12 protein-coding genes are annotated in these 14986 nt (G+C 59.5%); 3 read left to right on the top strand and 9 right to left on the bottom strand.

Features of this window, described 5'->3' with window-relative positions; genetic code table 11:
• Window positions 1-48: 48 nt before the first annotated feature.
• From G5S37_RS19515 to G5S37_RS19485, 7 genes are all read right to left on the bottom strand, one after another.
• Window positions 49-318 (bottom strand): hypothetical protein, encoded by a 270-nt coding sequence (locus tag G5S37_RS19515; protein ID WP_165206122.1) that lies wholly within the window; start codon window positions 316-318, stop codon window positions 49-51.
• A 491-nt stretch (window positions 319-809) separates the two neighbouring features.
• The gene (locus G5S37_RS19510; RefSeq protein ID WP_165206121.1) at window positions 810-1805 is read right to left on the bottom strand and encodes an SMP-30/gluconolactonase/LRE family protein; all 996 of its coding nucleotides are present in this window, start codon (window positions 1803-1805) and stop codon (window positions 810-812) included.
• A 151-nt stretch (window positions 1806-1956) separates the two neighbouring features.
• Window positions 1957-3267, bottom strand: coding sequence for a hypothetical protein (locus tag G5S37_RS19505; protein ID WP_165206120.1), 1311 nt, complete (start codon window positions 3265-3267; stop codon window positions 1957-1959).
• Between the two features lie 106 nt (window positions 3268-3373).
• Window positions 3374-4153: a hypothetical protein gene (locus G5S37_RS19500; protein WP_165206119.1), complete on the bottom strand. Its 780-nt coding sequence runs from the start codon at window positions 4151-4153 to the stop codon at window positions 3374-3376.
• A gap of 89 nt (window positions 4154-4242) precedes the next feature.
• Window positions 4243-5052, bottom strand: coding sequence for a hypothetical protein (locus tag G5S37_RS19495; RefSeq protein WP_165206118.1), 810 nt, complete (start codon window positions 5050-5052; stop codon window positions 4243-4245).
• Between the two features lie 9 nt (window positions 5053-5061).
• On the bottom strand, window positions 5062-5874 hold the full coding sequence (locus G5S37_RS19490) for a hypothetical protein (protein ID WP_165206117.1): 813 nt from the start codon (window positions 5872-5874) through the stop codon (window positions 5062-5064).
• A gap of 120 nt (window positions 5875-5994) precedes the next feature.
• Window positions 5995-6726, bottom strand: a complete 732-nt coding sequence (locus G5S37_RS19485) for a hypothetical protein (RefSeq protein WP_165206116.1) — start codon at window positions 6724-6726, stop codon at window positions 5995-5997.
• Between the two features lie 238 nt (window positions 6727-6964).
• Between G5S37_RS19485 and G5S37_RS19480 the strand changes: the two genes are divergently transcribed.
• Window positions 6965-7798: a transglutaminase family protein gene (locus G5S37_RS19480; protein ID WP_165206115.1), complete on the top strand. Its 834-nt coding sequence runs from the start codon at window positions 6965-6967 to the stop codon at window positions 7796-7798.
• A 21-nt stretch (window positions 7799-7819) separates the two neighbouring features.
• On the opposite strand, the gene G5S37_RS19475 is transcribed toward G5S37_RS19480, so the two are convergent.
• Window positions 7820-10501: a DUF6797 domain-containing protein gene (locus G5S37_RS19475; RefSeq protein ID WP_165206114.1), complete on the bottom strand. Its 2682-nt coding sequence runs from the start codon at window positions 10499-10501 to the stop codon at window positions 7820-7822.
• Between the two features lie 326 nt (window positions 10502-10827).
• Between G5S37_RS19475 and G5S37_RS19470 the strand changes: the two genes are divergently transcribed.
• Both G5S37_RS19470 and G5S37_RS19465 read left to right on the top strand, forming a co-directional pair.
• The gene (locus tag G5S37_RS19470; RefSeq protein ID WP_206026063.1) at window positions 10828-11718 is read left to right on the top strand and encodes a M15 family metallopeptidase; all 891 of its coding nucleotides are present in this window, start codon (window positions 10828-10830) and stop codon (window positions 11716-11718) included.
• Window positions 11719-11900: 182 nt separating this feature from the next.
• Window positions 11901-13211 (top strand): CCA tRNA nucleotidyltransferase, encoded by a 1311-nt coding sequence (locus G5S37_RS19465; protein ID WP_165206112.1) that lies wholly within the window; start codon window positions 11901-11903, stop codon window positions 13209-13211.
• 568 nt (window positions 13212-13779) lie between these two features.
• Here G5S37_RS19465 and G5S37_RS19460 read toward each other — a convergent pair.
• On the bottom strand, window positions 13780-14787 hold the full coding sequence (locus G5S37_RS19460) for a hypothetical protein (protein ID WP_165206111.1): 1008 nt from the start codon (window positions 14785-14787) through the stop codon (window positions 13780-13782).
• Between the last annotated feature and the right edge of the window lie 199 nt (window positions 14788-14986).

Here is a 14986-nt window from a genome sequence, read left to right as displayed (position 1 = left end):
TTTGAGTGCCTCGCAGCCTCAAGCGGGCTTTTGTTTACTGCGTCTGAGTTAATGGAAGACGGCGTGGTGCAGGTCGGCACGTGCGGAGTGAAGTTCACCTCGCATGGTTCGCACGGGTCCTCGGTAGTAGTTGTTGTCGCTGTAGGTGCGGTGGTAGCGGGGGTACGAACCGTAGTAGTAGGAGGTGTTGTAGTCGCGGTAGTAGGGGCGGTCTACATAGGCGTAGGTGCCGTGGTAGTCATCGTCGACCACACAACTGCTCAGGCCGAGGGTGGCCACGGCGAGGCTGGCGAGGATGAGGAATCGGGTCGTTTTCATGGGGGCCTCTTCTTCTATTTTGAAGTTGGGATGAAGAACCGGCGACCCATGACCGGCATGGCAAAATGCCATGCGTTCATGGCGGGTTCTCTCTACCCGATGTTTCGCTGGGCAGCCCCGTGTCGGACCTTGCAGAAAGCGGCTTTTTCATTGGCCGTCGGGCGTCCATGTGGGGCGCTGGGACGAATGGGCGAGGTGCCGCTGTGCGTATGGTGTGGTGCCACCCTGAAATGACGTGAACCGTGGCATCAAGGAGTGGGGGCATTCCTGCCCCCATTTTGCGTTGCGAGTCTCCTGATCCCAATTACTCGCCACGCTGCTCAAATCCAACGGAACACCGGCTCGACAAACGCGGTTGTGCCGCAGCTGTTGCCCTCCGTCGGCCAGCAAGCCTTCCATGGGAGCAGGAATGCTCCCACTCCTTGACACGATGCGATGTCATGGGGCGTGTCCAATTATTCCGCACACGGAGTGCGCGGAATACCATAAGACTACTTTTTCAGAGGGACGCTCCAGAGGTGATTGCCGGAGGTGACATAGAGAGTCTTGCCATCAGCGCCGCCGAAGGCGCAGTTGGTGGCTTCATCCGGGGCGGTGGGGACGAAGTCGAGGAGCTTGCCGGCGGGGGAGAGGATGTAGCAGCCTGCTTTGAACTCATTGGTCTCGTTCGGGTTCGCCTTGTTCACGCCGGCGGCCACATAGAGCCTGCCGCTGGCATCCATCTTCACGCCATCGGGACCGCGGCCATCCTTCCAGTCGAAGATGAGGGTGCGGCTGCCCGGCTTCACGGTGCCATCGGCGTTGAGGTTGAAGCGCCACAGCTTGCGAGCACCACCGTGGGTGTTGTTGTTGTTATCCGCCACGTAGAGATAGCGGTCATCATGGGAAACGAGGATGCCGTTGGGGCGCTCCACTTCATCTGGACCGAGGATGCGGGTGACCTTGCCGGGGGCATCCACTCGATACACACCCTCCACGAGACGGCCCTGGGAGTCGCGCATTTCCATGGTGTCACGAGGACCGTAGCGCGGGTCGGTGAAGTAGATGCGGCCCTTCGAGTCCTTGGTGACATCATTGGGCGAGTTGAAGCGATGGCCTTCGTAGCGGTCGGCGAGGACTACGACTTTGGGATTGCTCTCCAGGTCACAACCTGCCCCGCACGTGCGTTCCGTGCCTTCATGCCGCACCAGTCTTCTACCCGTGGTCTCACAGGCGACGAGGCGACCCGAGTGGTCAAAGAGCAGTCCATTGGGCGCGCCGCAGTTGCTGCGAAAGGCCGTGGTCTTTCCAGTCTCCGTGTCGAGCCGGTTAATGTGGGAGCCGTCCGTGAAGTAGAGCGAGCCTTCCTTCCACGCCGGGCCTTCACCCGCGCCAATCTTGCCGTGGTCATGCGGCTTGGCATTGGAGGCGAGGGGAGAGGAGGTACCGGCGCAGGAGGCTAGGGTGGTGGCGATGACTGGAAGCAGAAGACGGGAGAGCAGACGCATGGGAGAGAGTGAAGGTGGAGAGTACAACGTAGCTCGCGAGTCCCTTCGCGAGAGAATTTTGGGGAAGCTCGGCAACCGGTAGCGCGGGTTTCCAATTCAACGATGCTGCAAACAGCTGAAGACTCGCGAAGGGACTCGCGAGCTACGTTGGCTACTTCCGCGGGAAATCCTTCTTCGTCTCTCGCAAGATGGCGAGGATGTTCTCACGCTCGGAGGCGGAGAGGTGGGCGAAGTCCTCGGACGTGTCTGTGCCATTGAGCACAGCAGTCAGGCGCGTGTAGAGCATCGTCTTGAGCTGCGGAGGCAGGGCGTCGAAGGACGCGGAGTAGATCATGTAGCTGCAGCGATTCTTGAAGAGGCGCGTGCGGAGTTGGAAATCCTTCAAGGACTTGCCCTCGACGTTCTCGCGTCGATTGGTGCGGAAGGCATCCTGGAAGGCCACGTCACCTTCCACGCCGTCATCCTTCAGTTCATACTCGCCGCTGAAGAGCAGGTGGTGGAGAAGTTTATCCACGTGGCTGTTGAAGACTCCCAGAGCGGAGCCTTGCGGGGTGTCCGTGACCTTTTCGCCGAAGGCCTTTTGAAACTCAGCCTGGCGGAGCATGGCCTGGCGGCACTGCTCATTCGCGGCGGTCAGGAGATTGTGCATGCTGCACTGGTGCTCCAGCACCATGAGCGCCACGAGATCGCTGCTGCCGGTGAGATAGGCGCGCACATCAATGTAGGGGGAGAGGTCCAGCACATTCGCACCGGCTTTGCGGTCGAGCTGGATGTCGCGGCCCGGGGACTTCTCATCCACGGTCACGGTGATGTTGCCCATGTGGAAGTCATTGCCGTGGCGTCCGGTCACATACCAGCCACCCCAGCGCTCATGCAGCGGGCTCTCGTGCGTGCTGAGGAAGGAACCATCCTGCAGTTGCGGCTGGCCGGTGGCATCGGTGTACACGGAGCGCACCAGCATGCCCTTCACATTGTTCGTGCGTGAGCCTTCGTGGCAGGAGAAGCATTGCTCGCTGCGGCCGAGTTCCGGTTTCTCATCCTTCTGCGTGGGAATGGTGAGGGTGTAGAATTGCGGACCGCGCACGCCATCCATGCCGATGAGTTCCATCACACCGTGTGCGCCCTGCACCCAGCCCAGGTAGCATTCCTCATTGAAGTACACGGCACGAGGTGTGCGCGGGCTGATGTGGCTGTTCTGCAGGCTGGTCTTGGAGAATACGAGCACCTGGGACTCCACGGGAACTTTCAGTTCGCGTAGCACGCTCGTGAGGAATGCCTTTTCGCTCGTCGCATCCAGGGTGGCCTCGCCCCGTTGCACGCGCTGCCACATGGCAGCGACGGGGTCGTTGGAGCCTTCGATAACCGCCTGCGGCTCGGGAGTCACCCCGGCATGCACCGTGGCGGCTGCGCTGGTGAGCAACAGCAGGGCACAGGTGAAGGCAGGTAGCAGGCGGGGGGACATTCAGTGCACGTATCTTTTCTGTGGGGGGCAGACAAGATACTATACGCTGTATGTTGTGCGCATCTTTTGTGATGCTGGCCGCATGGGTTGCTACTCATCCCCACGGTCAGGGGGTGGTGACCAGGAGCTTGATGGGCTGATGGTGGGCCAGAGGAAGTCGTGCGGAATGCCCTGAGGGAATCACAACGCCTCCTGCGGCCAGCGTGCCGCCATCCTTAGTCTGCAACTTCATGGCATACTTCTCCAAGTCGGTCGTGGTCGCGCCTTTGGGCAGATTGCCGAACTCCGGGAGATAAAGGAATTCCGCCCCGGCCTTAGTCTTGCGCAGAGGCTGACGATAGCGGATTCGGATTTCGGGTGTGCCACGCAATAACGCAGGAGGGAAATACACGTCAGCAAAGGCGAGGATCCAGCCCTCATGCTGCCGTGCTGCGGGGGAATATTTGCGATTCTTCCGCGCCATGGGATCAGTGATCCTCAGGACTTCGATGGGTATCGAACGACCTGCAACGGTGAACTTCAAGCCGACAGCACTCTCCCACGCAGAGGCGAGGGGACCTTCTATCTTGTTGGATTCTCCAAGTTCGATGACTTCGAGCAAACTCCTCACTGTGGTATCCCCCTGAGGAGCTTTCGCAGGAATCCAAACAGGAATCGTGATCCTGATATCCGAATCCTCTCCAAAGTCCCCCTTTTTTAGGGCCGACTTGAATCGAAAACTTCCATCAATATACGCCGCCTCAGCCCCCACTTCGACGGTCAACGCTTCAGAAGCAATATAGACAGCGTGAGTGATGGCGATGGGATTGGCGGAGAGAGGTGTATGCGCACTCAGTGCTGACAGCAGCATCGAGGCACACACGAGAAGATGTGAGCGGGAGGACATTCAGTGCGCGAATTTTGGGTGAGTAGACGAGATGCTGTAGTCGTGCGTACCTTTTGTGATGAGCAAAGTGGGAACTACGGTAGCCGAGGTCAAGGTGTGGTGACCAGGACCTTGATGGGCTGATGATCGATGAGAGGAAGTCGTGCGGAATGCCCAGCAGGAACGACGACTCCACCCATCGAAAGAGAGACGCCCTGCTGTGCCTGCAACTTCATGGCGAACCTATCCAAGTCCTTCGTCGTGGCACCCTTTGGTTGGTGAAAGAACTGGGGGAGATAGAGAAACTCCGCACCAGCCCTCGTTTTGCGCAAAGGCTGGCGATAGCGGAGGCGCACTTCACAGGAGCCATGCATCAGGGGCGGAGGGCAATAGATCGTCGCGAGGACAAGAAACCAGCCTTCATGCTGCCACTCCTTGGGAGTGTCTTTCCTTTCGGCGCGCGTCGTGGGACGGATAATCCTCAGCCAGTTCACAGGGACTTCCCGATTCCCCACGATGAACTTCAGTCCGATGGTTTCCTGCCACGCATCAAGTAAGGGACCTTCTAGTTTGTGGATGCTGTAGTCGTCCTGCACTTTTAATAAGGATGCCAGGCTGGTGTCTCCTCGTGTGGCCTTGACTGGTATCCAGACTGGAATAATTGCCCCTGCCCTCGACCTTTCGTGCAGGTCGTTCTCGGCTGGTTTGAATCGGAATTGTCCGTCAATCGTGGCCGCATCGGCTCCTACGGTTACCGCGAGTTCTTCAGATGAGATGTAGACTTTGTGGGTAGGGGCGATATTGGCAGCAAGCGGCGTGTGGCCGCCAAATACTGCCGACAGGACCATCATTGCGGACAAGAGAAGAGAGGGGCGAGTGACCGAATGCATATCGAACAACCGGGGTTGGAAGCGTGCCATGGGGCGAGGTCAAGGTGTGGTGACCAAAACCTTGATGGGCTGATGATCGATGAGAGGAAGTCGTGCGGAATGCCCAGCGGGAATGACGACTCCACCCATCGAGAGAGAGACGCCCTGCTGTGCCTGCAACTTCATGGCGAACCTATCCAAGTCCTTCGTCGTGGCACCCTTTGGTTGGTGAAAGAACTGGGGGAGATAGAGAAATTCCGCGCCAGCCCTCGTTTTACGCAGAGGTTGGCGATAGCGGAGGCGCACTTCAGAGGAGCCATGCATCAGGGGCGGAGGGCAATAGACTATCGCGAAGGCGAGAATCCACCCCTCATGCTGGTACCACTCCTTGGATGTGTCCTTCCTTTCGAAACGCGACGTGGGATGGAAAATTCTCAGCACGCTCACGGGAACTTCCTGTTTCCCTACGATGAACTTTAATCCGATGGTTTCATTCCACGCCTTAAGTAGGGGACCTTCAAGTTTGTGCATGTCGCCGGGAGCCAGGTCCTTTACCAAGGATACCAAGCCGGCGTCTCCTTGAGTGGCCTTGGCTGGTATCCAGACTGGAATGCCTGCTCCTGCACTCGAACTTTCATGCAGATCGCCCTCGACCGGTTTGAATCGGAATTTTCCGTCAATCGTGGCTGCATCGGCGCCTACGGTTACCTCAAGTTCTTCAGACGAGATGTAGACCCTGTGGGTAGGGGCGATATTGGCGGCAAGCGGTGTGTGGCCACCAAGTACTGCCGACAGGACCATCAAAGCGGACAAGAGAAGAGAGGGGCGAGTGACCAAATGCATATCGAACAACCGGGGGAGGTTGCGCGCCATGATGCATGAGGGACGCGATCCACGCAATCGATGCCTCCTGCATCTTGCTTTGGGTGGAAGCCAAGACGCGCCATGCGCATCTTTTATGATGCGTGACTCACTATTTGGTGCCGGGGGAGGTCAAGGTGCAGTGACCAGCACCTTGATGGCCTGATGATGAATCAGGGGTAGGGTTGCGGATTGCCCCGCGGGAAGGAGGGCTCCACCTATGGAGAGAGAGAGTCCCTGCTGAGCCTGCACCTTCATGGCGAATTTTTCCAAATCCGTCGTTGTTGTGCCCTCTGGCTGATAATAAAACTGGGGGAGGTATAAAAATTCCGCGCCACCTCTCGTTTTGCGTAAGGGTTGGCGATAGCGGAGGCGCGCTTCAGAGGAGCCTTGCATCAGGGGCGGAGGGCAATAGATCATCGCGAGGGCAAGTATCCAACCATCATGCAGCCACGCCTTGGGAGTGCCTTCGCTTTTGGTGAACGACCAGGGGCGGACAATCCTCAGCATGCCGACGGGTACCTCCTGATTCCCCACGGTGAACTTCAGTCCGATGGTTTCATCCCACGCCTTGAGCAAGGGACCTTCAAGTTTGTGGAAGCTGTTGTTGTCCTGCACCTTTACCATGGAAACCAGGCTGGTGTTTCCTTGTGCGGCCTTGAACGGTATCCAGACTGGAATGGCTACAAATGTGCTCGATTTTGCACCGCTGCCCCTGGCTGATTTGAATTGGAATTGTCCCTCAACCGTGGCTGCATCGGCGCCCACGGTTACGGCAAGCTCCTCAGACGAGATGTAGACTTTGTGGGTGGGGGCGCTATTGGCAGCAAGCGGTGCATGCGCACTGAGCACCGAAAGAATCATTGAGACGTACAAGAAAAGGCGCGGGCGGGCAGGGAAGCACATGAGGAATTGTCCGGATTTGTCCGGAATTGATTGGGGGATGGTATCGAGCAGGACAGTGCACGTGCTGTGCGCTTCCGGCAAACGACGCTTTCGGCATTAAGCAATTATGTGTCCAACATGTGGAACAACAGTTGTCCATCCAACTGCCGTTCGACTCGCGAACATCAGGCAGTCACCTGTCACGGTGCACACTTTCATGATCCTCGATGCCTCCTGCTCCCTCGCGTATGCCACCAAGGCGGAAGTGCCTGCCATCTTCATGCTGCGACCGCGCAGCGGGTGGGCGCAGTGGATCATGAGGGAGGAGTTCATGCTCAGCCCGCACGTGCCGGTGGTGGAGTACACGGACCTCTATGGGAATCTCTGCCAGCGTGTCGTCCTGCCGAAGGGGGAGTTTCGTTTCTCCATGTTTTGCCGGGCCTCCGTGCCGGACCACATTGACATGCTGCCCACGGCACGTCGCGTGCCGGTGGCGCAGCTTCCAGTGGAGTTGCTGCACTACCTGCTGCCGAGCCGGTATTGCCAGTCGGACAAACTGTCACGTCTCGCGTACTCCATCACGGGGAATGTCCCGCGCACGTACCAGCAGATCGCGCGTCTACGGCACTGGGTGCATGAGAACATTGAGTACGAATACGGCACCAGCAATGCCTCCACCTCCGCGCTGGAGACGGTGAATACGAAGCGCGGTGTGTGCCGGGACTTCGCGCATCTCGGCATCGCCCTCTGTCGGGCGGTGAGTGTGCCTGCGCGCATGGTGGTGGGTTTCCTCCATGAACTGGAGCCGATGGATCTGCATGCATGGTATGAGGCGTACATCGGTGGACGGTGGTTCACCTTTGATGCGACCGAGGACGAGCCGAAGGGAAACCGCATCGTCATTGCCTACGGAAGGGATGCCGCGGACGTGGCGCAGGCGACGATGTACGGTGCCTTCCAATGCACGGAAATGAAGGTGACCGTGAGTGCCGTGCGTGAGGGTTCCGAAAAGGAAACCCCACAGCCGCCTGACCCTGCGCCACCTGCGTGACGACGAACGAGGTGACCTGGTTCACTTCACCTTCTTCTTTTGCAGCGTCTGGATGTACATGACCACGGAGTCGATCTCGTGATCCTTCAGCACACCGAGATAGGATGGCATACCCACGCCCGTGCGCTCCATTTCATAGCCAGCCTGCACGCGGCGTGAGGGATCGAGGATGGACTCGCGCAGATAGGCGGCATCCACGCTCTTGATCTCGGAGCCGTCGCTGAATTTGCGACTCGCGGCCCAGAGTCCCATCCACGAGGGACCCACCTCTGTCTTCGCGCCATTGGCGGCGGCGGTCGCAGGCGCGGCGACGCTGGGCAGGGCAGGATCTCCCGTGGAGTGGCACGCGATGCAGCCGTAGCGCAGGGCGACATCACGACCCAGGTCGGCCGTGGGGATGATGGCAGGCCCGTCACCGGCGAGGTCCTTGCGCGGACTGAGGTCCACTTCATTGGAATCGAAGCCGAGACTTTCGAGGTTCATGGAGGGCAGCGCATGCACGGTGAGATAGGCATTCTCCACGCGGTCCACGCCGGCGGCGGGCAGGCGATACGTGAGACGGAGGGAATGCGAGGGGTGCATGTCGCGGATGCCCAGGAAGAGGGACTTGCCGTCCTTCGAAAGCTTCGCGCTGGAAACCGGGATGGCGTCCTGCCCCGGCTGGTTGTTATCCGTGCGGAAGTTGCCCGAGCCGTAGTTGTGGGTCTGGTGGTAGTTCCACCGGTCTGCGGAGTAGCGTCCCAGGTCGCTGATGAGCTCAGGCGTCAGCGGAGCATCAAAGGTGAGCAGGATGCCGCGTTTCTCTGCGCGAATTTCTTTGGGCATCCATGCGGGTACGGTGCCGGGACGCACACGGAAGAGGCCGCTGGTGCGCGAGCCGGTGCTGCCGAAAATCTGGAAGCCCGCGAGGTAGAGATATCCATCCTTTGGGTTCACACGTCCATTCAGCAGACCCGTGGGAAAGCCGGAGAGGATGGGCATGACTGCGCCCTGGGTTCCCTCGGCATCGAGGAAAATTTTGAAGATCTCCGGCCGGTTGTAGCCAATGTGGATGATCGCTCCATTCAGCGCGCCCATGTGTGGTTCGCTGCCATCGTTCTGTTTTACCCAGAGCTGGCTAGCACCGGACTGGTTGATGAAATGGGGAATCCATACCTCCGCTGGGGAGATGGTCTTGGGGTGGGTCACCTTGTCCTTGTACTTCTCCGGCTGGAATCCGAAGTAGCGACCGGGCTCCACGCGGTAGATGGGTGTGGCGGGCTTCCAGTTTCCCTGCTGGTCGCTGGCCGTGAGGATGCCAGTCTGGGGATCATAGCCGAGGTAGGGCTGGCGGAAGCCGGTGGCGATGACGTCGAAGGTATTCCCATCCGGAGTCACCTTCACCACCACACCGTTGTACTTGCCCACGGTGGAGCCTATCTGCCCGCCCAAGGCGAGGTAGAAGGAGCCGTCGGGAAGGGCGATCATGTCCATGGGATAATTCCGCGTCTCAGCAGACTGGGCCACGGCATTGGAGACATTCGCATACCAGTCCGCTTCGCCATTGCCATCGACGTCGATGAGTTTGATGATGCCATTGCGGTCGAACACGTGGATGATGTCCTTCACAATGCAGAGGCTCTGCGGCTCATGCAGGCCTGAGGCGAAGCGCTGCCACTTCGTTTCCTGCGAGCCTGACTGCAGCCCCTCTACGATCCACACATCTCCGTCGAAGGTCAGGAGGGCGGCGCGTCCATCCGGGAAGAACTCAATGTCGCAGGGGCGCACATTCCTCTTCCACGGATTCGGCATCGGAAGGGGAATGTCGTCATAGACCCAGGGACCGTCTTTCGAGGGAGCAATGGCAGGACCAGTCTTCACGGGCTCACTCCAGCGGCGGGGGAGCGGGGTGGTCTTCGTGCAGGCTTCCGGTCGTATGCCGGTGGTGGCCACCGTGGAGGAGACAGTGCCTTCGGGAGAAATTGCGATGCGATACCTGGTGCCCGTGTCTGAAGGGAGAGAGCTCAGCCAGTCTCCCTCACCCGGTCCCGTGCGGAAGTGGAGCGTCTGCTTGTGCGGATCCACCTCCAGCACACGGACGGCTCCTGTGCCATCGGCCAGGAATTGCTCCTTCACCACTGTGCCAGCGACTGTGTACTCCAGCACCAGGCCACCGTGTGTCATGTGCAGGCCAGAGAATCGCCCCAGGGAAACGGGCACGGGGCCGAGGCCCAACTCACCTTGCTCTGCATGGCCGCGATCGCGCGGGTCCTTTACGGATGGTGTATCACCCACAGATATACCGGGGCGGGTTGGCAGGGCCACGAGGGGTGTGCCGAAAGGACGGGGGAGTTCCTTCTGTCCGGAGTTGGACTTGCGGCTTGGCTGTCGGTAGCTGCCTGTGCCCATGCCATCCATGGAGAGATATTCACCCTCGTCATTCGCCTTCCAGATGATCGCCCACCGGAGAAGGTCCGGGTCGAAGCAGGCGAAGACACCATTGCCCGCCGGTATGATGATGCCTCGTGGCGTGAGATTCTCCCGCAGGGGCGTGCTGCCGAACTTCCGCGCATCCACCGTCTGGGTGAAGAAGGGAAAGTCCGTCTCCACGTAGGAGGCGAAGGGAGACTTCAGCGCAAGGTGCGCCTTGTCCTGAGCTGTCACCTGGGAGGCAGTGAGCAGGGTGAGTGTGAAGAGGAGCAGGGACTTGGGGAGATGATGCATGCCGTACGAAATGTCTATAGAGAGGACGAATCCGTGAGGCAAGACAAGCCAATCCGGCCAGGACGCGCCGGGGGGATGCTGCGTCACCTTTCTCTGTACGCACTGTCAGGAGCGGGCCTCTCGGGAATGCTGCGCTTGTGAGTTATGAGTTCACGCGCGCAAACAGGCTGCAAAAGCCATGTGACGGCGTGAGCGCTCAAAGCATTTGAGCCGTGTGCTCCGGCCTGCTACGGGGGATGATGCCACGCAGCAGCCCCCAAGCTCCCCCCAAGACGGCGACCTCTCGACGACGGCTTCTTTTTTTCTGCCAGGCTCTCGCGCCAGCGGTGCTGCTCACGCTCGCCTCGTGCGCAGGCAGTCCTTACACGGAGAGCAAATCGCAGACCCTGGCGCTCGCGAGGGGGCAGGGATTGGTGGATGTCACGAGCGTGGTGCCGGGCATCAAGCATGACCTGCGGTACCGCCGGGCGCAGAACATCACCGGGCAGCGGGTGTATCCGGAGGACATGCCCTGCCTGCTGCATCACACCACGGCGGCGAAGCTGCGTGTGGCGCAGGAGATTCTGCAGCAGCAGGGATACGGGCTGAAGATTTGGGACGCATGGCGTCCGCCGGAGTCCCACACGGCTCTGCATGATCATGGGGGATACACCGGCATGTTCACCCCGCCGGAGTGGGGGTGGTCGCGGCATTGCTCCGGTACGGCAGTGGATGTGACGCTCGTGGACTCCTATGGTCATGAACTGTCGATGCCCACCGGATTCGATGAAGGGGGACCGGACAGCTACTACACGGCCGACACTGTCTCGGCAGACAAGCGCGAGCGCCGTTCGATTTTGCAGCGGGCCATGGCCTCCGCTGGTTTCAGCATTCTAAATACGGAGTGGTGGCACTTCGATGACGCCACGTATGATTCGCGCGGATCACTGCCCGTACCACCCGTGGTGTATGCGAAGGCCATCGGGCTGAAACTTCCCACGGTGAGGCCACCGAAGGTGAAGAGGGAGTATGTGGATCCCACCACAACACCGGCCACGACAACCACCGGCGCCTCCGTGCCGTTGCCGACATCCTACAGTGGCACCAGCTACCTCCCCGGCGCGGACTCCGGCAGTGGCGTCACACCCACGGAGACGCCCGCTGTCATCACCACGCCGCCGCCTCCGCGGCCCGCGCCACCGGTGATGCTGCCCACGGTGCCGGGGATTGCGCCGTGAGGGCGGTGAGCGGTGAGCGGTGAACGGTGAGCAGTAAGCGGTTGTATCCGTTGGTTACTTGGACTCCGTATTCCGACCTTGCGACTACTGATTACAGCCCTCGCTCCACTCCCATTGACCAAAAGCTAGAGTGCAGTGAAGTTCTCAGTACTCATTCTACCTTGTCTTCTTCCTCCATCTCCATGCGTAACGCAGCCACCAACGTCGTCCGCGCCCTGGTGAAGGCCGGCCATGAGGCCGTCTTCGCTGGAGGGTGTGTGCGTGACACGCTGCGCGGGGTGGAGCCGAAGGACTATGACGTGGCCACCAGTGCGCGACCGGAGCAGGTGCAGGCGCTCTTTGCACAATCTGTTCCCGTGGGCGCGCACTTTGGCGTGATCATCGTGCGCATGGGACCGCATCAGATTGAAGTGGCCACCTTTCGTCGCGATGGCGCGTACTCGGATGGGCGCCGGCCAGACTCGGTGAAGTTCACCAGTGCGGTGGAGGATGCGAAGCGGCGTGACTTCACGGTGAATGGCATCTTCTACAATCCGCTGACGGAAGAGGTGCTGGACTATGTGGACGGACGCGCGGATCTGGAGCGCAAGGTTCTGCGCGCCATCGGGGATGCGCGTGCGCGTTTTCGTGAGGATCACCTGCGCCTGCTGCGCGCGGTGCGGTTCGCCACGGTGCTGGGCTTTGAGATCGAGGCGGACACCTGGGCCGCGATGAAGGAACTGGCTCCTGAGGTGGCCAGCGTAAGCGCCGAGCGCATTCGTGAAGAGTTGGTGAAAATCTTCCTGCACCCGAATCGCGTGCGCGGCTTCGACCTTCTCGTGGACAGCGGCCTGATGAAGGCGGTGCTGCCGGAAATCCTGGTGCTGCAGGGCTGTGAGCAGCCGCCGCAGTGGCATCCGGAGGGGGATGTCTTCAAGCACACGCGCATCATGCTGGACCTGCTGCCAGAGAAGGTTTCACTGCCGCTGGTGCTCTCGGTGCTGTTCCATGACATCGCAAAACCAGCGACCTTCAGCGTGGATGAAACGGGCCGCATCCGCTTCAACGGACATGACAAGCTGGGCGCGGAGATGACGGAGGAGATCCTGCGCCGACTGAAGTTTCCCAATGATGTGATCAACCCCACGGTGGCGGCGGTGGCGAATCACATGATGTTCAAAGACGTGCAGAAGATGCGTATCAGCAAGCTGAAGCGCATCATGGCGCGTCCCACGTATGAGGACGAGATGGAGCTTCATCGCGTGGACTGCATGAGCAGCAACGGCCTGAGTGATAATTATGAATTCCTCCGGGCAAAGGAGATTGAATTCGCGGCAGGAGAGAAGCCGTTGCTGCCGAAGCCGCTCATCGATGGTCATGAAGTCATGTCCATGGGCGTGCCCCCCGGTCCCCGGGTGGGAGAGATTCTGCGCACGGTGCAGGATCTGCAGCTCGAAGGCACACTGAACTCGCCGGAGGAGGCGAGGGAGTGGGTGCGTGTGAACGCGCTGTAATACCAAAGGAAGTTGAAACCGGGTCTTTGTCAGGAGCGAAGCGCCAGACAAAGGAGCGTGGACACTCTTGTCCGGCACCCCTGACGCACATTTCTCTTTCATCCGGCAGGCAAGGCCACTTCCACCAGCTACTTCAGAAGCGTCGCCGGTAGCTTCCACATGAAGGAGGTCGCTGCACTACAGAACGGCGGACAAGAGTGTCCACGCTCCTTTGAAATGCCCAGCACTTCGCACTGGGATGGAATGGCCTCTCGTACCAAGACCTGTATTCAACTCTTCTCGGTATAAGGCGTGTATGCGCCGAAGCATTCGTTTGGAACACCACGGGTGCTCGACATGCGACATCACCAGGCGTGGTGACCGCTGACGGGAACGAGGCGTTCCCGTTCCTTGGGCCTTCTGCAACACGCTGGGCAGGTTCGTCGCGTGAGAGACCTGTTCAACTCGCCTTGGTATAGGGCGACAGGCGGGCCCGAACTCACACTGTGACTTCACCACAACCGGGGACACGCGGGGCATGCGGCCGAGCGCTGATGCGATGCTGACGGGGGCCGGAAGGAGCGCAGTTCTACTGATTGAATCTGCTCGCGAATTCATCTGCTGACATGTCGTCCAATATGGCTTGGGACTTGGCCGCAGCCTTTTTGGTCAGCAGTTCCATTTCGTCGAAGAACTTGCGATACTGCTCGGCATCCTTCGCATCATTGAACGCGAGGTCGGTTCCTTCCAACACCCACTTTCCCTGGGTCTTTTCCAGGTGGCCTATGGCTTGCGCATAGCGCTCAATCACATCGGACTTGAGGTTCCAGATTTCATCCTGCTGGGTGTAGACGCTGGCACGAGACGCGCGAATGCGTGCCATGAAAATGTCCTTTGGGATGCTCTCGTATTCGATGGCCTCCAAATCTTTAACGAACTGCTCGAGGAGAGCCCGCTCCGTGGTCCGATGCTTGTTGAAAGCCTCACGAACGTCACGGACTATCTTGTGTGACTGGCTGAAGTCCTTGTCCGCCGCCAGTCTGTCCGGGGTCAGCAGGCGGTGAAAGCCCGCAGCCTTCACTTCCACATTGTACTGTTCCTCGGCTTCCCTGCTTGCCAGGGAAAGCGTCTCGTTGGCCTTCCTCATGGACCGGATATCCTGCTCTGTAGGGTCGAGCGCCATCTCCAGCAGCCGGGCTTTGGCCTCTTCTTCTTCCGCCTTCTTCTTGGCGAGGGCTTCCTCTTCTTCCTGCTTGAGCCGATTTACCTGGGCCTCCTCGCGCTGCTTATTCAAGTAGTACACCAGGTATCCACCTCCTACCACTATCGACCCGCCGACGAGGAACATGCAAAGCACGATGAGGGTAATGCCAATTCCTTCCGTGCTGATGCGACTGGCCTTTTTGGAAGGCTGGTAACCCCTCTTCCCGTTGTTCGACTGACCTCTGGCGGCCGCCTTCTCCTCGCGGGTGAGGGCGTGTTGGACTTGGGGTACGTACACCTCTCCTTTGCAGGAGGTGCAGGTTATCATATTACCGCGACGAGGTGCAGCGGCATCGATGGGTTGCTGGCAGTGGGAACAGAGAATTTCCGGCATGAATGTCGAAGAGCGCGTTGGGGGCGTGATCTGTGATGGAATTATCGGGCAAATCAGCGGTCTTGCGAGTTGGTTTTTATGCCTGAGTAAGGAAATTTAGGTGGGTGAGCACGGCTTTTAGAGTGCGTGCTCGTACTTTTCGGCCCGGCTATGCTGGGAGCGTTGACTGGCTTTTGCGCTTGTGCCTGAGTTCTCCGGT

This window comes from Roseimicrobium sp. ORNL1 (genome assembly GCF_011044495.1).
In the GTDB taxonomy this organism is placed as follows: domain Bacteria; phylum Verrucomicrobiota; class Verrucomicrobiia; order Verrucomicrobiales; family Verrucomicrobiaceae; genus Roseimicrobium.
This window is presented reverse-complemented; position numbering and strand designations above follow the sequence as displayed.